The organism is Bacillus arachidis (assembly GCF_030285945.1).
Taxonomy (GTDB): domain Bacteria; phylum Bacillota; class Bacilli; order Bacillales; family Bacillaceae_G; genus Bacillus_A; species Bacillus_A arachidis.
On record NZ_CP127376.1, the window covers coordinates 2,899,028 to 2,919,580 of the forward strand.

23 protein-coding genes and 3 pseudogenes are annotated in these 20,553 nt (G+C 32.6%); 11 read left to right on the forward strand and 15 right to left on the reverse strand.

What is annotated here, in order from left to right:
* Nucleotides 1-31 precede the first annotated feature (31 nt).
* From QRY57_RS16510 to QRY57_RS16520, 3 genes are all read right to left on the reverse strand, one after another.
* A complete protein-coding gene (locus tag QRY57_RS16510; RefSeq protein WP_286015605.1) occupies nucleotides 32-946 on the reverse strand; it encodes a D-alanine--D-alanine ligase in 915 nt (304 codons plus the stop codon).
* 11 nt (nucleotides 947-957) lie between these two features.
* The gene (gene pdxR, locus QRY57_RS16515) at nucleotides 958-2,400 is read right to left on the reverse strand and encodes a MocR-like pyridoxine biosynthesis transcription factor PdxR (protein WP_286015606.1); all 1,443 of its coding nucleotides are present in this window, start codon (nucleotides 2,398-2,400) and stop codon (nucleotides 958-960) included.
* A 624-nt stretch (nucleotides 2,401-3,024) separates the two neighbouring features.
* Complete coding sequence (locus QRY57_RS16520; protein ID WP_286015607.1) at nucleotides 3,025-3,444, reverse strand: GNAT family N-acetyltransferase; 420 nt, start codon at nucleotides 3,442-3,444, stop codon at nucleotides 3,025-3,027.
* A gap of 315 nt (nucleotides 3,445-3,759) precedes the next feature.
* Between QRY57_RS16520 and QRY57_RS16525 the strand changes: the two genes are divergently transcribed.
* From QRY57_RS16525 to QRY57_RS16540, 4 genes are all read left to right on the forward strand, one after another.
* Nucleotides 3,760-4,071 (forward strand): hypothetical protein, encoded by a 312-nt coding sequence (locus tag QRY57_RS16525; RefSeq protein ID WP_286015608.1) that lies wholly within the window; start codon nucleotides 3,760-3,762, stop codon nucleotides 4,069-4,071.
* A 507-nt stretch (nucleotides 4,072-4,578) separates the two neighbouring features.
* The gene (locus QRY57_RS16530) at nucleotides 4,579-4,686 is read left to right on the forward strand and encodes a YjcZ family sporulation protein (protein WP_286015609.1); all 108 of its coding nucleotides are present in this window, start codon (nucleotides 4,579-4,581) and stop codon (nucleotides 4,684-4,686) included.
* Nucleotides 4,687-5,394: 708 nt separating this feature from the next.
* Nucleotides 5,395-5,958 carry a GNAT family N-acetyltransferase gene (locus tag QRY57_RS16535; protein ID WP_286015610.1) on the forward strand — a complete coding sequence of 188 codons (564 nt, stop codon included), beginning with the start codon at nucleotides 5,395-5,397 and terminating at the stop codon, nucleotides 5,956-5,958.
* Nucleotides 5,959-6,514: 556 nt separating this feature from the next.
* Nucleotides 6,515-6,694 carry a hypothetical protein gene (locus QRY57_RS16540; protein WP_286017944.1) on the forward strand — a complete coding sequence of 60 codons (180 nt, stop codon included), beginning with the start codon at nucleotides 6,515-6,517 and terminating at the stop codon, nucleotides 6,692-6,694.
* 68 nt (nucleotides 6,695-6,762) lie between these two features.
* Here QRY57_RS16540 and bla read toward each other — a convergent pair whose 3' ends face one another.
* Nucleotides 6,763-7,683: a class A beta-lactamase gene (bla, locus tag QRY57_RS16545; protein WP_432804050.1), complete on the reverse strand. Its 921-nt coding sequence runs from the start codon at nucleotides 7,681-7,683 to the stop codon at nucleotides 6,763-6,765.
* A gap of 343 nt (nucleotides 7,684-8,026) precedes the next feature.
* Here bla and QRY57_RS16550 point away from each other — a divergent pair, with 343 nt between their 5' ends.
* Nucleotides 8,027-9,799 carry a BlaR1 family beta-lactam sensor/signal transducer gene (locus QRY57_RS16550; RefSeq protein WP_090692120.1) on the forward strand — a complete coding sequence of 591 codons (1,773 nt, stop codon included), beginning with the start codon at nucleotides 8,027-8,029 and terminating at the stop codon, nucleotides 9,797-9,799.
* Nucleotides 9,800-9,819: 20 nt separating this feature from the next.
* Nucleotides 9,820-10,203 (forward strand): penicillinase repressor BlaI, encoded by a 384-nt coding sequence (gene blaI / locus QRY57_RS16555; RefSeq protein WP_286015611.1) that lies wholly within the window; start codon nucleotides 9,820-9,822, stop codon nucleotides 10,201-10,203.
* 327 nt (nucleotides 10,204-10,530) lie between these two features.
* Here blaI and QRY57_RS16560 read toward each other — a convergent pair whose 3' ends face one another.
* The 4 genes and pseudogenes from QRY57_RS16560 to QRY57_RS16575 all read right to left on the reverse strand — a co-directional run.
* Nucleotides 10,531-10,749: a hypothetical protein gene (locus QRY57_RS16560; RefSeq protein WP_349775663.1), complete on the reverse strand. Its 219-nt coding sequence runs from the start codon at nucleotides 10,747-10,749 to the stop codon at nucleotides 10,531-10,533.
* Nucleotides 10,750-11,042: 293 nt separating this feature from the next.
* Nucleotides 11,043-11,999: an SDR family oxidoreductase gene (locus tag QRY57_RS16565; protein ID WP_286015612.1), complete on the reverse strand. Its 957-nt coding sequence runs from the start codon at nucleotides 11,997-11,999 to the stop codon at nucleotides 11,043-11,045.
* A gap of 101 nt (nucleotides 12,000-12,100) precedes the next feature.
* Nucleotides 12,101-12,607, reverse strand: coding sequence for a TetR/AcrR family transcriptional regulator (locus QRY57_RS16570; protein WP_286015613.1), 507 nt, complete (start codon nucleotides 12,605-12,607; stop codon nucleotides 12,101-12,103).
* A 239-nt stretch (nucleotides 12,608-12,846) separates the two neighbouring features.
* A pseudogene (locus QRY57_RS16575) lies at nucleotides 12,847-13,061 on the reverse strand (IS4 family transposase); the annotation flags it as partial.
* Nucleotides 13,062-13,172: 111 nt separating this feature from the next.
* Between QRY57_RS16575 and QRY57_RS16580 the strand changes: the two are divergent.
* A protein-coding gene (locus tag QRY57_RS16580; RefSeq protein WP_286015498.1) for an IS3 family transposase occupies nucleotides 13,173-14,335 on the forward strand; the annotation gives its coding sequence in 2 pieces (ribosomal slippage) (nucleotides 13,173-13,440 and nucleotides 13,440-14,335; 1,164 coding nt in all).
* 140 nt (nucleotides 14,336-14,475) lie between these two features.
* Here the strand turns inward: QRY57_RS16580 and QRY57_RS16585 are convergent.
* The gene (locus QRY57_RS16585) at nucleotides 14,476-14,775 is read right to left on the reverse strand and encodes a hypothetical protein (protein WP_199647712.1); all 300 of its coding nucleotides are present in this window, start codon (nucleotides 14,773-14,775) and stop codon (nucleotides 14,476-14,478) included.
* Complete coding sequence (locus tag QRY57_RS16590; protein ID WP_199647711.1) at nucleotides 14,775-14,978, reverse strand: helix-turn-helix transcriptional regulator; 204 nt, start codon at nucleotides 14,976-14,978, stop codon at nucleotides 14,775-14,777. The genes QRY57_RS16585 and QRY57_RS16590 overlap by 1 nt, the downstream gene beginning before the upstream one ends.
* Nucleotides 14,979-15,600: 622 nt before the next feature.
* Between QRY57_RS16590 and QRY57_RS16595 the strand changes: the two genes are divergently transcribed.
* Nucleotides 15,601-15,873, forward strand: a complete 273-nt coding sequence (locus tag QRY57_RS16595) for a hypothetical protein (RefSeq protein ID WP_286015614.1) — start codon at nucleotides 15,601-15,603, stop codon at nucleotides 15,871-15,873.
* A 279-nt stretch (nucleotides 15,874-16,152) separates the two neighbouring features.
* Here QRY57_RS16595 and QRY57_RS16600 read toward each other — a convergent pair whose 3' ends face one another.
* Nucleotides 16,153-16,575, reverse strand: coding sequence for an Lrp/AsnC family transcriptional regulator (locus QRY57_RS16600; protein WP_090695563.1), 423 nt, complete (start codon nucleotides 16,573-16,575; stop codon nucleotides 16,153-16,155).
* 157 nt (nucleotides 16,576-16,732) lie between these two features.
* On the opposite strand from QRY57_RS16600, the gene QRY57_RS16605 reads away from it, so the two are divergent.
* From QRY57_RS16605 to QRY57_RS16615, 3 genes and pseudogenes are all read left to right on the forward strand, one after another.
* Nucleotides 16,733-16,933, forward strand: coding sequence for a DUF1272 domain-containing protein (locus tag QRY57_RS16605; RefSeq protein WP_286015615.1), 201 nt, complete (start codon nucleotides 16,733-16,735; stop codon nucleotides 16,931-16,933).
* A 105-nt stretch (nucleotides 16,934-17,038) separates the two neighbouring features.
* Nucleotides 17,039-17,854 (forward strand): annotated as a pseudogene (locus QRY57_RS16610) (IS4 family transposase); the annotation flags it as partial.
* A 112-nt stretch (nucleotides 17,855-17,966) separates the two neighbouring features.
* Nucleotides 17,967-18,242, forward strand: a complete 276-nt coding sequence (locus tag QRY57_RS16615) for a hypothetical protein (protein WP_090695566.1) — start codon at nucleotides 17,967-17,969, stop codon at nucleotides 18,240-18,242.
* A gap of 54 nt (nucleotides 18,243-18,296) precedes the next feature.
* On the opposite strand, the gene QRY57_RS16620 is transcribed toward QRY57_RS16615, so the two are convergent.
* From QRY57_RS16620 to QRY57_RS16635, 4 genes and pseudogenes are all read right to left on the reverse strand, one after another.
* Nucleotides 18,297-18,527 carry a YuzF family protein gene (locus QRY57_RS16620; RefSeq protein WP_286015616.1) on the reverse strand — a complete coding sequence of 77 codons (231 nt, stop codon included), beginning with the start codon at nucleotides 18,525-18,527 and terminating at the stop codon, nucleotides 18,297-18,299.
* Between the two features lie 238 nt (nucleotides 18,528-18,765).
* Nucleotides 18,766-18,994: pseudogene (locus tag QRY57_RS16625) on the reverse strand (hypothetical protein).
* Nucleotides 18,995-19,292: 298 nt separating this feature from the next.
* Nucleotides 19,293-19,439 carry a BC1881 family protein gene (locus QRY57_RS16630; protein WP_000738547.1) on the reverse strand — a complete coding sequence of 49 codons (147 nt, stop codon included), beginning with the start codon at nucleotides 19,437-19,439 and terminating at the stop codon, nucleotides 19,293-19,295.
* Nucleotides 19,440-19,987: 548 nt separating this feature from the next.
* Nucleotides 19,988-20,449, reverse strand: coding sequence for a CarD family transcriptional regulator (locus tag QRY57_RS16635; RefSeq protein ID WP_170833718.1), 462 nt, complete (start codon nucleotides 20,447-20,449; stop codon nucleotides 19,988-19,990).
* Between the last annotated feature and the right edge of the window lie 104 nt (nucleotides 20,450-20,553).

Sequence of the window (20,553 nt, forward strand, 5' to 3'; positions counted from 1 at the left end):
TGTACCATCATCTTTTTTACAAAAAATATCATTAGAATCCTTCGCTCCTTCTAACCTGTAAGGAGGTTTCGATAATTATATCCAATAGCTTGTTATAGGATATTCCCGCCGCATGAGCGCTTTTAGGCAGTAAGCTATTTTTGGTCATCCCTGGCAATGTATTCACTTCCATAACGTACGGGATTCCATCTTTTATCATCATATCCACTCTAGCATAAACACTGCATTTTAATGCTCTATAGCAGGTCATTGCAGCTACAGCGACACGTTCATATGTTGCAAGTGGAAGCTCTACAACCTCTTCAATCGTAGCGATATCATCGTATTTCGCATGATAATCAAAAAATTCAGCCGTATGTTGAATCGAAATGATTGGTAAAAGCTTTCCGTCCAAAATAGAACATGTAATTTCTTCGCCCTTTATATATTTTTCAATCACTATTTCAGAATCCCATTTGAATACATCCTCAAGAGTGGAAAGTAAAGAATCCTTATCGTAGACAATCTTTACTCCTACACTGGAACCACCTGAATTTGGTTTGACCACTAACGGATATCCCATTCTATCTATTTCATCAAGCTGCAGATCTTCCATATTTGAAAGATGAATCCAATCTGGTGTTTGAATGCCCTCATAACGAATCATTTTTTTTGATATATTTTTATCCATACAAATACTACTTGATAGCATGCCGCTTCCTGTATAGGGAACGCCAAGGGTTTCCAATGTACCTTGAATCGTACCGTCCTCCCCATATTCTCCATGAAGTGCTAACAATGCAATATCAAGATCTCTTCCCTTTTCAACAAGCTCTATTTTATCATTTAGTTTAATAGGCACTATTTCATACTTACTCTTATCCAAATGTGCAATCATTTCTTCCCCTGTCATAAGGGACACTTGTTTTTCAGAGGACACTCCTCCCATAATAACGCCAACTCTCATTTTCCCAACTCCTAATTTTCATTTTTCAAGGTATCGCCAATTATCTTAATCCCATTGAAAATATCCTCTTCTTTTAAGCGAGAGAATCCTAATCGAAACGTATTACTTCCGCCTCCATCTGTATAAAAGACATCTCCAGGAGAAAAAACAACTCCCTTTTGATAGCACTTTTTCAAAAGTATACGAGCATTTATTTCTTTTTCTAACTCTATAAAAAGATGAAGTCCGCCATCTCCAGTCATTCTTTTAAATGGAATGTATTGATTACAAGAATGAAGGGCTAGTTCATATTTTTTCTTATAAATTGACTTGGCCTTTTTTAAATATTTTTCGAAATAACCATCATGTAAATATTGATAAAGCACTGCCTGATCCAATGTGGACGTATGAATATTGCGTGCCCTTTTCATACTTTCTAAGTAGTGGATTAATTTCTTATCCGCTAATATCCATCCAACACGTAAGCCCGGAAAAAGAACTTTTGAAAAACTGCTAATATAGATAACATTGTTCCCGGGTCCAGAAAAGGTCAATAACGGAGCTAAATGTGAACCTGAATAACGTAACTCCTCATTAAATCCATCCTCTACAATTGGAATTTGATATTTTGAAAAAAGGTTCATGATTTTAGACCTTTTTTCAGAGGAGGTGACAATCCCAGTAGGGTTATGGTAGGACGGAATTAGATATGCAAAATCAAAATCTGTTTCGGACAAACTTTTCTCAACTTGACAAATATCGATACCATCATCCTGCATCTCCATCCCGTGGATTTCATATCCATGTAATCGAAAAAGCTTTAATGCAGTATGATGGGTAGGGTTTTCGCAAATAATACGCCCGGATTTTTTAGCTAAGGAAGACAATAAAATATCCAGACCCTCAGTGAAGCCATTCGTAATGAGGATATCTTTGTTGGAAATGTCTACACCTTTCATTTCCATATAGTGAAGAAGGTAATGAATTAAGGGTCTATAACCTTTGGCATATCCGTAGTTCAAAATGATATCTCCTTCATCGGATAACCTGGTCAAAAAAGCCCTTTTAAAATTTTCGACATCAAAAAGCTTTTCATCCGGGGCAATACTATTAAATGAAATCATACCTTTTTCCCAGCGAACACCGTGCTTCATTAAATCTAATTCATCCGCTTGCAACGTAACTTCACCGAGCTTTTCTTTCCAGTTGATTTCGATAGATGGTGTCTGGGATGCATCGACTTTCCCTACAAAATTCCCTTTTCCCTTTATTGCATAGATTAGACCTTCTTGTTCTAAATCTGCATAAGTAGTGAGAACAGTCGTTCTGCTAACCGATAATAATTTACTGAGCTCTCGGGTAGATGGGAGTTTCTGATGCTCCAATAGCTGTCCTTTCATAATCATTTTTTTCAAATGATCCTTTAATTGGATATAAACCGGACGATTTTCTACAAACTTAAAATCATTAAACACTTTCTTGCCCTCCTTATTATCATTTTTACATAATTTTATCTATCTCAAAAGGTCCACCACATATGTATTTTCTTTAACTAGTGGTATGGTTTAAAAAACCATTCATACATCTTTTTACAAATGTAGTGTAGTGCTTTCCTAAGTGGAAGTAAAAAATCCCTCTTGGTAAGAGTACTATTTTTATACCGTAACCAGTTGTTTTGTATCTTTTAAACGACTTACATGAAATTAGTGTTTGATTAAAAAATGTTTTAGACTATAGAGAAAAGTATTAGACTGTCAAAATATAGTTGCAGACTGAAAAATTATTTTCTGTACATGAAAGCACCTTTTGTTAAGATAAAACCAACGTATCGCAAAAGATTTAAAAATCTCAAACAAGCATAACCCCGTTCTAAATTTAGGACGGGGTTAAAAATATAGTTGCTTTATTTTTGATGTAAGATACTTCACTACACTAAAAAACATAACAATAAAGTCATATATAAATTTAAGCTTTATTCAACAATAGCGCCCGATTGTGGAAGATTTTATTGAAGATAAGCATCCCTTTAGCTTAATAATGAAAAGACAATTTCTTACTATTAATTGATGCCTTCTCCTACAATTAAAAATCTATTATGTTTATTTTTTTGAAATTACAGTAAACATACCCGTCATGTTTGGTGAGTAATCTTTAAAATCATACTTTTCATAGAACGATTCTTTACCTTGTGATGCAAACAAACCGACAAACGCCTTATCAGGCGCATTTCGATTTAAGTACTCAACCAAAATATTCATTATTTCTTTCCCAATACCATTTTTCTGATAATCTGGATGAACCACTATATCTTGAATATAGAAATAGATAGCCCCATCACCAACAATTCTCCCCATTCCTACAATTTGTTCATTATCATTGACAGTGATGCAGTGAATCGAATTCTTCAGTGATGTTTCCACCACTTCAAAATTCATATAATTAGTCCATCCCACAGAATCGCACAAATACTTGTATTCTTCCAATGTTGGGATGTTATTTTTAAACTCATATTTCTTCAAAATGTATCCTCCAAGTCCTTAATTTCAACAAGTATATGAATTCGACATCTCTTTATCTATTCCTTTTACTCAACTAAACTCCCTTTAGCTAAAGTATAAACCTTCACATTCTCTACGATGTTGTTCCACAATCTAGCCCGATTGCGAAACAAGAAAAAATTCTTCTCCAATTCCCACCCTAACTGTAGGGACATCTATATAACTACCATCTGCTAATTTTCGCAAAATTTTATCACTAACCGAAGTACTCATAATTTCTTTCCCCCCAAAAAAGATTTATAGTTATTATTATAAAGCAATTCCAGGAGGTGAAATATGGATAAATCAAAAAAGAAAAACATTATAATCTTAATCATTTTAGCACTCATAGTTTTAATAACAGGTTATACTATATCCACTATCCAAGACAGAAATACAACGAAAGAAAAAGCTGCTGAAGTTGCGAAAGAGCACATAAAAAAAGAAGAGAATATAGATTTTGTGGTAACTGATGTCAAAATTGAACATTTAGACCTCGCAGGATTTATTACAGTCTCAGGATATGATAAAAATAATAAACAACAAAGACATTATGTTGTAATAAATAAGACTCAAAATTATATCATCGATCATTGGGGAAAAGAATAAGGTAATATAATAAACTCCCAACAACTAAATACATAAAATAACATAATTATAGCAAGGGGCTGCTTGTGTGCTGATTTGTAATGCATTCCCTTATTCTATGAGGAAAAATATGAGTAATTTAAAAAAGAACAAGCTGCTAAAGCTGCCATAGAACATATTAAGAAAAAAGAAAATATAGATTCTGTGGTAACTAATATCAAAATCCATCAGTTAGAACTCAGAGGTTTTATTACAGTTAGAGGATATGATAAAAATAATAAACAAAAAAGATTTTACGTTGAAATAAATAAAATTCAAAATTATACAGTCACTTCTTTAGGAGAGTAATAATCATTTTCCAACAGAAAACTCTCACCTTCAAATACTATGTTAATAGGGTACCTTAATGGTGTCTTTTCTTTATTTATTAAAGGACCTGCTCAATTAGTTCGTAACAGCATAAAATAAACCGAATCCGTTACATGTGAACTCCTATGTTTTCCCCTCTTACTTAAAGGAGGAACTATTATGGGCTTTGGTGGTAGTTGTGGAGGTTGTGGCTTTGCTGGAGGATTTGCATTACTCGTTGTACTCTTCATATTATTAATCATCGTTGGAGCTACTTGCTTCTGCTAAAAACAATTAGAAAAGGTGCTCATAAGAGTGCCTTTTCTTTATGGGGAACAGCCACATTGCCATCAACCTAAGAAAACAGGTTACCCCCAAAACGATAAATAAGCTCTTTTTCACAAGAAAGCCCAAAAATTTCGTTCTGGGGTGTAATAAAACTTTAGCTTGATGGGCATGTGACGCTACCCCATTATGCAAAAGATAAAAATTGGAAGCCAATAGATGAAAAATAATAATTCCTTATTCAACTAACGCATGCATTAGTTGAACAACCTAAGGCTGCTTCGGTAACCATTTTTTTGTACCAACTGGCAGTTTAGTTTTCAATATGTGAAAAGGGATTTCTAAGTGATTAATTGAATATATATTTATTGTTTACTAATTTTTGGGAGGTCCCTTTATGGGAGATAAGCTTTACTGTATTGCTGTATATCAAGTTCTTAATGAAGAAAGACTAGGAGCTTCGCACGGTTCTATAATAACTTATAGTGATGCTGTGACGTGATCTCCTGTTAGTGTGATAGGGTATTTTTTAATTTATTTATTATAGTAACGTACCATCTCAGTTTGTTGATATGGTGACATATCAACAAACTGAGATGGTACCACGAAATTGCAACTCTCGTCCTCAAGAATTATTTCTTTGGGGTGAAAGTTTTTTATTATATAAGTTTCATTATGTCATAATTTAAAGTTTTCGAGAGGAGAAATTATATGAATCCTATTTTATTAGATGTTCCGTTACAAATAGAAACAGACAGACTAATTCTTCGAGCACCACTTCAAGCTGGTGACGGGAATGTCGTAAACCAAGCTATTAAGGATTCAATTAGTGAGTTAAAGCAATGGTTGCTTTTATTCCAGTCAATTCCTACTGTTGAAGAAACGGAAATTCTCCTGAGAAATGCCCATATAGATTTTTTGAAAAGAGAAAGCTTTCGCTATCTTATCTATCATAAGGGTACTAATGATTTTATTGGAACTGCTAGCCTTCACGGAATTAATTGGAAGATTTCTAAATGTGAAATTGGATACTGGATTAACACACAATTTAGTGGCAATGGATATATGACAGAAGTAGTAAGTGAGTTAACAAACCTTGGATTTCAGTTACTCAAATTTAGAAGGATTGAAATACGATGTGAATCTAATAACACTAAAAGTCGTACGATCCCTGAAAAACTAGGTTTTGAGCTTGAAGGGATATTACGTAATGACGATCTTTCAGCTGACGGTAAAAAACTAACTGATACCTGCATCTATGCAAAGGTAAATTAGATTAAAATTTTAAAATTCCTTGTACAACTAAAGCATGCGATAGTTGTACAACATATCTTAAGGTCGGTTTCCAAATTTGGAAGGCGGCTTTTTTGATTTTTTATAACGAACGGTGGCATAACTTTTAAGGGGTCACACGGCCCAAAAAAGAAAATTGTACGTTGAGGAATATTTTTACATATCGTTAAGAAATAAAAACACAGGAGAAATGATTTTCCCTGTTGTTGATTTAAATTAAAGTTTGATCAAAGTATTGCTACAAATATTGATTTTATAAATAGAAGAAACCCACACAATTTGAAAAAGTTTGATCAAAATGTGTGGGTTTTAATTTTGGATTCCTTAAGTTTTTATAAAAAAGATTGAACATTTTATGTGGCCTCCCTAAATAAATGCAGTTGTCAGTTTAATTATATTCCTTCATGATATAGCATATAAATTTCACTTTTAAAAAAAGAAACATTTTGTTCAATCGCCTAACAGAACAAAATCCCCCTTAAAATGAAAAAATACGCTATTCTTTCTGTAGAATCATAGGAAAGGATGGGGTTTTTGTATGCCTATTTCTGTATCTGATGAATTACAACTATTTGCTCAAGAGATTCAAAGCTTTTTATCTCCAAATATCTTACGAGATCTTGATAACGATGTGGCGAGACTCCTATCTAATATAATGGATTATTATTTTTATAATGGAAATGATAATCATGCAAAAAACCGATTCTCTTTACAATAAAAAGAATCGGTTTCTATTTTTATCCTCTAGATAATATTGGACTAATGAATGCTGAAACTGGGATATTATTACTTGAGAGCATTAATTGTAATCGTGGCAGCCTGCGCGATCAGTTCATTATCATAGGTAGCATCCTTTGTATCACGACTGGACAGAATTGCAATGATAATGGGTTCTCTATTCGGTGGCCAAACGATTGCAATATCATTTCGTGTTCCGTAGCTTCCGGCTCCTGATTTATCAGCGACTTCCCAGTCTTTTGGTACGCCAGCGCGGATGAGTTTGTCTCCTGTAGCGTTTCCGTGCATCCAATCCGTAAGAATTTTACGTTTGTCAGCTGGGAGTACATTTCCAACTGTGAAAGCCTTAAGATCGGTAGCAAGTGCTTTAGCTGTACTTGTATCACGGATGTCACCAGGAATAGCTTCATTTAAATCTGTCTCAAAGCGATCTGCCTGGGTAACTCTATCACCAATCTGTTTGAGCGCTGTTTCAAATCCTTCAGGCCCGCCTAGTTCCTTAAATAAAAGGTTCCCTGCGGTATTATCACTGTAACGAACGGCAGCTTCTGCAATCTCTCCAAGTGTCATACCAGTATCTACATATTTCTCTGTAATGGGTGAATATTCAACTAAATCATCTTTTGTATAAGTGATAACTTCGTTTAATTTGTCAATTGGATTTTGCATTAGCAATGCTCCTGCAGCTAATGCCTTATATGTTGATGCGAAAGCAAACCGTTCATTTTGTTTATAAGAAACTGTTCGATTTGTACCAGTATCAATTGCATAGATACCTAGTCGAGCATCGAACTTTTTCTCAAGTTGAGCGTACTTTTGATGAGTCGCATGATTTGTATGCTTTGTTTTTTCTTTTGCTTCCACTTGCAATGGTTCACCTGTAAAGAGTTTTACACTTACAAGACTTAAACTTAGTATACCAACACACATCCCTATTTTTAGCATCCTTGTACTTTTCAAAATGATCATTCCTTTCAGACTTTTAATACTTAAAACAAATGTTAAATTAGATACAATGTACACAATTTAAATAACAGTTTTCACCATTACATATCCCCCCATTACTTGATTAGACTCTTATGTACGAATTGAAAAAACAACCGTATTTAAGGCGTTTCAAAAGATTACAGATGTATCAATACTACAGATGTAGTTCTTTACTACATTTGTAGTAATGCCACATCTGTAGTATAGTATTACATATGTAATTGGATTGAGTCAACTTTTTATTTTTCCCCATCAAGCTACTATAAATATGCTATATACCTGTTTTAAAAAATTTTAAAATCCAAGAGAGTTGGTGTTGAAGGACATGTTTTTAACGCATTTTATAATTGGTTTATTGGTGTCTTCATTTTCCATTACTGTTATTCTACTTATAAGAAAATGGTTTGGCAGACAACTGACAGAAAAATGGCATTATCATTTATGGATGTTTCTTTTTATCGCTTTAGCACTTCCATTCATACCTACTCATTTATATAATTTTAGTTTTCTCTTTAGCGATGGGGATACATATCAGACTAATGTGCTCAGTACTGATATGGGGATAAATGGAACTAATATGATACAGGGATTAAACCTAATACAAGACTTTTCTGTATCTGTCAATCGGCCAGATCTATCCTTACTTAATGTGGGAGTAATGGGAGTATGGATGTCAGGGGTGCTATTATTTACTTTTACCACGGTTCGTGGATGGATAAAACTTAGAAGGATAAAGAATTATTCTTCTACGTTTTCTAATCAAGAAGTTCTCGTGCTTTTCGAAGAATGCAAGAAAAGACTACAGATTAAAAAATCAATAAAAATTGTTATTTCCAAAAGAGTCCAATCTCCAATGATATTCGGACTTTTTCAAACATATATCGTCTTACCTTCTCAGCATGAAAACTGGCTCAGCTTAAAACATTACGAGTACATCTTTCTTCATGAACTGAATCACTATAAAAACAAGGATTTGCTGACAAATTACGTGATATTGTTCTATCAAATCATTTATTGGTTTAATCCCCTTGTCTGGCTTGCTTTTAGAGAAATGAGATTAGATCGGGAAATCGTATGTGATACATCTGTTTTACATTTGCTAGATGATAATTCATTTAGTGAGTATGGACATACAATCATTAATTTTGTGGATCTTTCAAAACGATCAAGTAAGCTACCATTAGTAACACAAATAAACGGTTCGAAGAGTCAAATCAAAAAACGAATTGAACAAATCGCTACCTATAAGCCTGGCGCAAAGAAATCAATAAGAAAAAGCGTCTTTATTTATGTATTGGCTAGTATCATTTTGACAGTCCAATTACCTGTCATTTCCGTATTTGCGACGGAGAACGACCGATACTATTTTAATAATGACGGAACAGTTTATGAGGATTTACATCAATTCTTTAAAGGGTATGAAGGAAGTTTTGTTTTATATGATCAGAGTGCAAAACAATATCGCATTTATAATGAAGAGAAAAGTACGTTGCGGGTATCACCTGATTCCACATACAAAATCTATAGTGCCTTATTTGCACTAGAATCAAATGTGATATCATCAGAAGAATCCACTATTCCATGGAATGGGATAGTGCAATCCTATGACGCTTGGAATATGGATCAAGATGTCTCATCTGCTTTAAAAAAATCTGTAAACTGGTATTTCCAAGAACTAGATCGTAGAACAGGGTTTGAAACAATCCAAGCCAATCTACAAGATATACACTATGGAAACTCAAATGTATCCGGGGGATTAGGTGAATTTTGGCACGAATCCTCATTAAAAATTTCTCCAGTTGAGCAAGTGCAACTGTTGCAGGCTTTTTATAACAATCAATTAGGATATAAGGAAACTCATATCCAAGCTTTAAAGGAAGCACTGCTCTTAGAAAAGAATGAAGAAGCTCGCCTATCAGGAAAAACAGGTACAGGAACAGTGAATGGAAAAAACATCAATGGTTGGTTTATCGGATATGTTGAGACGAAGAACAATACTTATTTCTTCGCTACCAATATACAAAATGAAGATGATGCATCTGGAAGCAAGGCTGTAGAAATTACTTTATCAATTTTAAAAGATTTAGGAATCTATTAAAGAAAATGGAGGAGATAAATATGGAGAAAAATATTCCTAGTATATCAGAATCAGAGTGGGAAATCATGAACGTGCTTTGGGATGAAGCTCCTCAAACAGCAAATGACATCATACGCTCCTTACAGGAGCGTACTGATTGGAAGCCGACAACTATACGTACTCTTCTCGATCGGTTGGTTCAAAAAGATGTAGTAGGTGTTAATAAAGATCTAAGAGTTTACACCTTTTACCCGCTTTATATACAGGAAGAGTGCCAGCGTGCCGAAGCCGAATCATTTATCAAGCGTATCTATGGAGGTACTTTAAAATCCATGCTTGCCCAATTCATTCAGGAAGATACCCTATCTGATGATGATATTAACGAACTACGCCTTATTTTAGATAAGAAACCTAAAAAGCAATAATATAAAAAAAGCGATTTGGAATTTTTCCAAGTCGCTTTTTTCGGTCGAACTCTAAATAGCGGAGACATATTACTTATATAATTTTATCAATCTTTTTTGTAAAGCAATGCTAAGCTTTCATTCTCATGTTTCATGTAAGTATTGGTTTACGTGAAAAATAAGAACCAACATAAAATAATCATATAACTACCTTAATTAGATATGATGTGTTTTATTCTATAGACGATTTGTTGGCTGACAACTTATCCAACAACATTTTACATATGTCGGACAATCGAGATGGCTTAATGCCATCCCTTGTCCGAAACCAATTCAGCCCCCACCTACTCACTGGTTACGTCCTTCACGTTCTAAATGTTCGATTTTGACATCGGTTACCACAAAGTCTATATTTTTTTTCTTTTTCATGTGTTCTATGGAAACTTTAGCAGCTTTTTCTTTTGTTATGTTTCTATTGTGAATAATTAATGACGTACAGCCTATGGCTAAAATTATAATTGCTAAAATGATTAAAATTATAATATTTCCCCTTCTTAATTTACCCATATTTTTCCTCCTGAAATTGTTTTATAATTTATACTATAAATCTTTTTTAGGGAGAGGGAAACTATGAGTAGTTCAGTTAGTGATGAGGCTCTTGTTGGGGTATCGCCACACATCCATCAACTTAAGAAAAGTAGACACCCCCAAAACGACAAAATACACTGCCTTCTCAAAATAACTAATATTTAAAGGTTTACATTTGATAGTATAAAAGTTAGTGATTAATCAATAACTGATAATCAATTTTAAAAAAATTATAATTCTCTACTCATAGTTTTAGTCTAGATTTTCATCCTCTACTTTTTTATTTTGCCCATTAAGGAGGTTAACGTTTCTTTTAACCCATCCTTATACGGTGTAGCTATAATTTCACCTATTCTATTTTCATATTTTTCTCCGCTTAGAGTAAATCCTTCTTCTGTAAGATACATTATTTCTACTACTTCCTTCATAAATGGATTAAACAATCCACTTATACGAATTACATTTTTATTTAATGGAATAACTAATTTTTTATTCCCAGTAATTTCACGTGCAAGTTTTATTATTTCTTTCCCTGAAATCAATCCAGCACCAGGTATATTCCAATTTTCCCCATAAGAGTCATCTTTGTTTGCTATCTCCACGATCATCTTTGCAGCATCTGGTAAATACACATATTCTCTTGGTGTTTTTAAATTACCAATAAAAACAGAAATTTTATTTTCTGCAAATCCATTCAATGTTGGTTGTAAATATGAATTCTGTGAAGTTATACCATAATAGTCCGGTAACCTAACAATTAATGCTTTTGCACTTTGCCATTTCCTATCAAATATTAAATTTTCAAATTCTACCCTAATCTTCCCTTTTTTTGTATGAGGTTGTTTTGGATGATCTTCATCTCCCTTAGCTACTTGATGACCATAAACATAAATTCCATCTACAATAACTATTTTCTTACCTAAAATATCTGCTGCCTTCATTACGTTTTCTCCAAGTAAAAGAAGCTTATCTGCCATTTCATGATATTGAACATTCGCACATTGAAATATAACATCTACATCTTTTGCTGCTTCTACGATAGTCCTATAATCGAAGATATCACCTAACCTATAAGTTAACAGTGATGTAAAACCATGCTCTTTCATTAATTCTTTCAATTTATTTTCTGAACGTCCGAATGCAATAACTTCTATCCCCCTAAATAATAGTTCTGATACAATCGCTTGCCCCGATCCACCTGTTGCCCCTAAAACAACCGCTTTTTTCATATAATAAATCCCCCTTTAAATTAATTAATTAGTTAGTTATTTATCAATCAATAACTAATGTTGAAATAAAAAACCGAAAAGAATCGGTTATCTTATTTTCTTTAATTATGAATGAGTTCGGGTAAATCTAAGTAGTAGGAAATGTTACAAAGTATTCCTCTAGCTAAGAAAGTTGTTACTTCCCTCTCTGCATTTGGAACATTCGCTAATTGGAACCTCTCCAAAATGTAGCTTCTAATACGAGACAAACCAATTTTTGTACAGTTTCTTATTGCATCTTCTGTAACTGAAAGTCCTATCACCTGCAAAGCAATTTCATTAGGGTATGATACAGACAACTCTTCATATGCCTCAACCATTTTTGTTACAATTTGCTCAGGACTTGATTCCACATTTTTAAATGTTTGAAGTATTCTTTCGAATGCTCTTTCCAAAGCTGCGACAAATAACTCTTCTTTTGTTCTGAAAAATCTAAATATATAAGGTTGAGAAATCCCAACTTTTTCTGCAATTAATGCTGTAGTAGTAGTATAATAACCTTTTTCTGCAAAAACCTCTAATCCAGCTTCAAGGATTTCTTCCTTTCGATTTTCCTTTCTCTGATTCATTATATGTCAACTCCTTCAAATTTGTTATTGATGAATCACTTACTTCCATAATAACTTATTCCTATTTAAGATTCAACGTTTCAAGGATTTCTTTCGATTTTCCCTTCTCAAGTTTATTATATGTCAACCCCTTCAAATTTATTATTGATTAATTACTTACTTGCTCATTTCTATTTACTCCATCGTACCTTTAGTACTGTTTTTTAGTTATATAACACATAAAAAAATTGGTTTATTTTGTTAGCTTCTAATCGACTACATAATTGTGTCAATGAAATATGAGCTATGTTTTGACTTAACCAAATTCATAGAGCCACTAAATCTTGTGCGCAGTAATTACTTTTCGTTTCATAAATCCTATATTTTTAGCTAATTGCTCTAAAGCATCAGGTGACATATATCGTTGCAACTCTTTAGAAAATAATTCTAGTTCATCAAAAATCGATAGATTCATATTAAAAACGCTATCCTTTCCCATTTGGAGTGAACCCTGAGAATGAGACGATAAAAAACACCTCTCTAAATCGTAAGTATCAGTTATGATTTTAATGGAGGTGTTTTTCGCATGGGGAAAAAGAATCATTATCCCGCCGAAATAAAGTGGAAAGTAGTTGAAATGAAACACCAAGGATTCAAAAATAAAGAAATTATGGATGCCTTAGGAATTAAACATGTGGCTCAAATTAAAACTTGGATGAAATGGTATCGTGAAGGCGAAACCTATCGGTTTGAACAATCTATTGGAAGACAATCTGCACATGGAAAAGGTTTAAAAAAGTTAACAGAACTTGAACAAAAAGAATTAGAAATACGTTATTTAAAGGCAAAGATTATATTGCTGGAAAAGTGCCAAGAAATTTTAAGGAGGTGGGAGGAAAAGAAGAAATAATGAAAATGATAAAGGAATGGCAATCAACTTTCACAATTGCAGAACTGTGTTCCATATTTAATATTTCACGTGCTACTTATTATCGTTGGAAAAAGCACGAGAAAACAGTAACTAATCATGAAGAAAAAACCGTAATAGAAATATGTCAACATCATAAATATCGGTATGGATATCGTCGGGTTACAGCTTGTCTACGTGATCAATTTAACATCGTAATGAATCATAAAAGAGTATTACGTATCATGAGAAAATACAACGTATTATCTCGAGTTAGAAAAAAGAAAAAGATATTTGTGCTCGGTCATGAACCAGTGGTAGCTAAAAATAGAATACAACGGAGATTTAAAGCTACCAAGCCTAATGAAAAATGGTTCACTGATATCACGTATTTGATGTTCGGCAATAAGACTCTTTATTTTTCATCTATTATAGATGGGTTTAACAATGAAATTGTAAGTTATAAAATAGGTGAGACACAGGATGTTTCTCTTGTATTAGATACTCTAAAAGAGGCTTTAAGAAAGCGAAATGTGATTGATACGATTTTGCATTCGGATCAAGGAAAAGTGTATACATCAAAACAATTTCAAACATATGCCAAAGAAAAAGGCATTATCACAAGCATGTCTCGTACAGGAAACTGCCATGATAATGCCCTCATAGAATCCTTTCATTCTCATTTGAAATCCGAAGGATTCTATGCGCAAAATATAAAACAATCGAATAATGCTAGTATAATACAAACTGTGGATGAATATATCCACTACTATAATAATGAACGGATTCAGAGAAAATTAGATAATATGTCACCTATAGCTTATAGGAAACATGTTGTCTAGGTGTTTTTTCTTTGTCTCACCAAATGGGGTCAGACCACTATGATTCTACAGAAAGAATAGCGTATTTTTTATTTTAGGGAAATTTTGGTTTGTGTGCTTGATAGCGATGGGGCGTAATTCCTATATCTAGTGAACCGTTTTTATACTTTCCGAACAATAGCCAAATAAATGGATGATGCTATACTTTGAATAAAAAACACAAGCATTACATAATAAATAAAATATTCCTTATCTATTAACTTAAATATTGCTACTAATGCTACTCCAATTAATATACCAACCGTTAGAACAGTATAAGATAGTGACTTAATTTTAAAGATGAACATTTGTCCTCTCTCATCTTGTGACTCCATCCGACGTTCAAAAGTAATTTTGTAAATTTCTGCAATGAACACTAATACTACCAACACACAAATAACAATCGTAGCAATATTAACCATTATTCATCCTCCTCATATTTAAATACATCAGTTATCTCTTTCTCAAGCGAATTAGCAATTTTGAAAGCTAAAATCAAAGAAGGGTTATATTTATTTTTTTCTAAAGCTACTATAGTTTGTCGACTGACACCAACTGCATCTGCTAATTGTTGTTGCGTCCATCTTTTTTCAGCTCTTCCTACCGTTATATTATTTTCGAGCATGTTATTCCTCTCTTCTATTACACAGTTATCTCAACTTGATAGTAATATATTTTTTACAAAAAGTAAAGAATATATTACTGTAAACCGAATAACACATTATATGTTTAACTGAAAAAACGTGAAAATTATACGTTATTACATTTATTTGGGATAAAAACCATGAATTCTTTGTACTAAAGATTATTTTGGCTAGAAACCTTGTTACAGTTTTAATAATTTGTTTTTGGTGTAGCTTGAAGTGTCCCAAAAATAAAAAGTTTGTACATTTTCATCTGGAGATGTCAATTTTCTCGTTTTGGGGGTATTTGTATTTCTTAGCTTGATAGCGATGTGGTGCTACCCCATGCCCATCAACTTAAGAATTTTATAACACCCCCAGGATGAAAATTCCGTGTATTTTTGACAGAAAACGGCTTATTTTTTCGTTTTGGAGTATTTTAAAATTCTACAGAAAGAATAGCGTATATTTTCATTTTAGGGAGAATTTTGTTTTGTTAGGTTGATAGAGATGGGGCAGGACCCCCTATAGATTAATTAATAAATAGGGTATTTTATCCAATTAAATTATGTATAAATATGGTAAATTTATATTGTGATATTCGCTGTTAGAAAGGAGGTGAATATGATGATAATGCAGATAATATTGTATTTTTTCTTCCCGGTAACATTGTTAGCTACTGTTTTTCTTTCTAAAAAGTCACATCTAAAATCAATCTTCAAATTCATTCCAGCTGCTGTTTCAGTAATATTAGCGGTTTTCTTCTATTCCTTGTTTTTATATAATAATGGAATAGGTGAGTTCATGTCCGCTCTCTTTTTATGCGGTATAGCATTAGCAAATCTATTTTTAATTTTAGTATTTAAATTATTCAATAATGCTGCTCCAAGTAATTAGAAAAAGGGCTGTTAAAAGATAACAGAAGTAGAGCATTGATTCTAAATGCCCTACTCCATGTTCTTATTAACGGCAAGATTTTATTCTTAACCAAGCTAAGATAGCAGTTGCCATTGCGTATTTACCTTTATAAGGAGTAGCACCATACATCCATCAATTTAAGAATTCAGAATTACCCCAAACGAAAAAATGAGCTTTTTTGTTAAAAGTTAGCACAAAATTTCATTTTGAGGGTACTATAAAATTTTAGCTTGTTATCAATGTGGCGGGATAACTAACCTAAAAAATACATCTATATTTTACTGGTGATGATAAGTTAATTAAAGTTGATGGATAGCCAAACTCCATTGAAGCATCTATAAATTCTTCTAAATGTTGCACCGATTCAGTGACTATTTTCACCAAATAACTATATTGTCCGGCTAATCTGTGGCACTCAAAGACCATGGGATTTTCTTTGCAAAAATTTCTGAATTGTTGACATTTTTTTGATTCAAACAAAACAAAGGCCGTTACATTCTTATTTAATTTCTCTAGGTCTATAACTGCCCTATAGGCTGTAATAATATTTTTATCCTCTAATTTTTTTACTCTTTCTTTTACAGCAGGTGTTGATAGGTTTACCATTTTCCCTAGTTCAGTCATAGATATACGTCCATTTCCTTGAAGAATATGTAAAATTTTTCGATCAATATGGTCCATTCTAAACACTCCCTTTTTATTTAAAGCAAAACATTTATAATGAATAAATTTTTTAAGTCTTTTAGATGAAATAGCTAATAATTTGTATTTAAACAAAATTATATTATATTTATAATTTTGTGTATATGATTAAAAAAATGTTATTGGAGGAATAAAAATGGGACTTGAGATGAGAAAGTGTTGTGAGAAATGTAGTAATAAGATTGAAGGGCACTCTTTGGCGTTTATTTGTACACATGAATGTACATTTTGTGAGGATTGTACAAAATTAATGAATTATGTTTGTCCTAATTGTCAAGGAGAACTTGTTAAAAGACCTAGGCCGCTATCTAGTAGTGTCTGCTCTCTTAACATATAGGGGTACCGCTCCATCGCTATCAAGCTAAGAAATACAAATACCCCTAATTACAAAAAAACGTTATTCTTTCTAAACAAGCTAGATTAGAAAGGATGACGTTTTTTTATGAATCTTTCGATTAAAGATGAACTACAATCATTTGTGGAAGAATTACAGCGATATGTTACACCTGTATTTTTAGAAGAACTGGCAAGAGAAATTGGCTTTATAAAGCGAAAACGCAAGTTTTCTGGTTCAGACTTAGCTACCATTTGTATTTGGATCAGTCAAAGAGTGGCAAGCGATCCTTTAGTCCGATTATGCAGTAGACTTCATGCAACCGCAGGCACTTTACTCAGCCCTGAGGGCTTAAACAAACGGCTAAATCGAAAAGCAGTTTTGTTTTTACAGCATATTTTCTCTTTACTGTTACAACAAAAAATATGTGAACAAACACAAATCTCTAACCAACTTTTCTCGTATTTTGAGCGAATTCGTATTCTAGATGCCACTGTATTTCAAGTATCAAATGTTTTAGAGAATGTATATCCAGGCTCTGGAGGCTGCGCCCAAAAAGCTGGAATCAAAATTCAATTAGAATATGATTTACATAGTGGGCAATTTCTTAATTTCCAAGTGGGACCCGGAAAAAATAATGATAAAAAATTTGGTACGGAGTGTTTAGATACCTTACGACTAGGAGATTTATGTATTCTTGATTTGGGTTATTTTTCATTGGAGGACTTAGATCAAATGGATCAACGAGGTACATACTATATTTCTCGTTTAAAACTAAATACGAATGTATATGTGAAAAATCCAAACCCCGAATACTTTAAAAACGGTGCAATAAAGAAACAATCGGAATACATACAAATCGATGTGAAACAGATTTTGAAACAACTACAGCCTGGAGAAACATTTGAATTAAAACATGTGTATAAGTTTGTATATTTGAGGAGATGTGCGAGACAGGTGTGAATTTAGGAGGGATCCAATATTTTCTATTCAAGTATGATAGAATGGAAATATACCCAAAATGGAGGAACAACAAATGAACTCAAACACAAAACAGTTTATTTATGATATCCAGCAAAGAAAGAACAATTATATGGAAGATGTATTAATAGCAATACAACACCCTAAAAAAGAGCAATCTGAACAAGTCATTCAAAATATAGTAGAGAAGATGGATATGATGATCAGTTTAGTTGCTACTTACATGACTATTGAATCAGAATCTACAAAAGAATTAAAAGAGCTTCAGGAAGAACTTATTCATGCTCAAGCATATATTCAAAAACGGAAATTTGAAGAAACACAGAGTTAAAACCCTGTGTTTTATTTGGTCGTCGATGACATTAATTTTTTATGAGTCTGATTATTATTTTGGCATAATCCATACAATTTGTTGAATGCGTACAATATATGGCACCGTATCTTCAATAAGCAAATGATCTGGTTTCACATCTTTTAACTTTCCTCTTACATTACCTCTTACAGTTTCAATAACCACATGTTTACCAATTACTGATTGTAATGTCTGAAATACGTAGGGATTGGGTGCACTTACCATATGTTGTTCACTCAAGTCATTTCCTTCCGAATAACTCATTCTATAAGACTCCTTTCTAACTTGCATTCTTTCTCCTAATATATGATATAAATCTTATAAATATGCTAGAAGGATAATTCATTATAGGAACGGAAATAACATTTTAATAAGGTATGGTTTCTATTTCTAAATTGCTAAAAAATGATTTATAGAAAGTTACTTTTACGAGGTAATAGGTGATGATAGATGGATATTTTGAATGTACATCTAAGTTGTTCCTTTTAGGATATGTATCATTTTAAATACGCCCTTTATTAAAATAGTGCTCATACTTTTTTTGAGATTTTTTCGTAATACGTGCGTTAAGTAAAATTGCTAACAATAAAAACAGTCCATATTTCCTCCCTGTAGCTCCTATGATAATCACACTACTACAAACAAGTACAATTAATAGGATAAACGAAATAAATACGATTATAATTCTTTGAGATCTTCTCGTATTTTATGCGTTCTTTCCTTGCATCCATCTAAATTCCTCCTTTACATTATCCATTTCACTCTCAAATAAATCTTGCTCTTAAAAAGGAAACAATATATCGCTTTAAATAATTAGTTTGTTTTTTTATTAACTAATTTATATAACGTAAAAAGAAACCCTACCAATATTAAGCTTTCCATTATGATAATCCCGACTCTCTCCTTCCTTTTACCCCCCAACACATCAGATGAAAGTTATGTATATTCTATATTAGCTGCAGCAAACAAAAAGGATCCTCCCTTCTTTTAAAGGCTGATCCTTTTCTTCGTTCATTCAACTATTTTTAGCTATTCTTGATTAATTAGAATCACAGCTGGTCCATCTACACGAATTCCACCAACTTCGATTTTTTCATAAGGCTCAACTGTAATAGAAATAATCCCTTCTCGCTTCTTTAATTCATTACTTAATTCTTTTGTTAACATTTTTTTCATGTGTGCACTCCTTCTTACTGCTTCATTTACTATTGTTATGTAAATAAGATTAAAAATGGTTTCCTGGTCTGGAAACCATTTTTTGTAGTTGACCATATGGTGTTACCAGTTCGTTTATCAATTTTACGTAAAGAAGATAAACAATTACTATTCACTGTCTCAGTAGATGTAAGGAACTCTTAAAGAGATAGCGGTGAGATTGATTGTTTTTTCTTCTAGAAATAATGACTTAGATAATATATTACCTAAAACAATGAAAGCCCTACCTCTCTTTCATCCTTACGGATCCTTGTCCGTGCCAGTGTGAATCAGGATTGCAAAAATCAAGTGACTATTTAATCGAGTTATTTGATGAAACTTTGAACGTTCGTAAAAGAAATTTAAAAATAAAAATGGATAAGGTTGAAGTAATAATAAAAGAGGTTCCTACTCTAAAAGTGAGTTGAAGAAATTGAATGTCTTTGAAATGATTTGCTTTGAATACTCATCATATTCCCGAAAAATTCAGGATATTTTCGGGGGATATTATACATTATCTATAATGAACCTTAACAGAAACTTTTTATTTGATTTTCAGTGATTCCTTTAATTAATTCTAGTTCACTAACCAAAAATTTATATGCATCATCCAACAATTTTTTTTCGCTTGTATTCAGTGCTTTTTCTTTCTCCATACGCATTAAATCACGTACAACTTCAGCACCTTCTTGTATTTCACCCGTTTTTATTTTGTCAGTATTCACTTTATACCTTTGTTTCCACGGCAATGATTTATCTGATTCTCCATGCTGAAAAATGTGTATAATGTGTTTTAATGCAAGTATATCAGTAACTGGGCGTATACTCGAACTTAGTATTTTGCCCATAGGAATCAGGACTTGCATATTACTGATTGACATTTTTATAACATAATACTGTTGTTTTTTCCCTAAGAATTCTTTTTCTTCTATGGCTTCAATTATACCTGCTCCGTGCATTGGATAAACAATGTTATCGCCAATTTGAAACATATAATCCACCTCCATATATGGTAACCTTCTTAATCATAACATATATGTGTTTTTTTATCAAAATTTTATAATATCACAAAAGTATTTTTAGTGTCAATAACTTT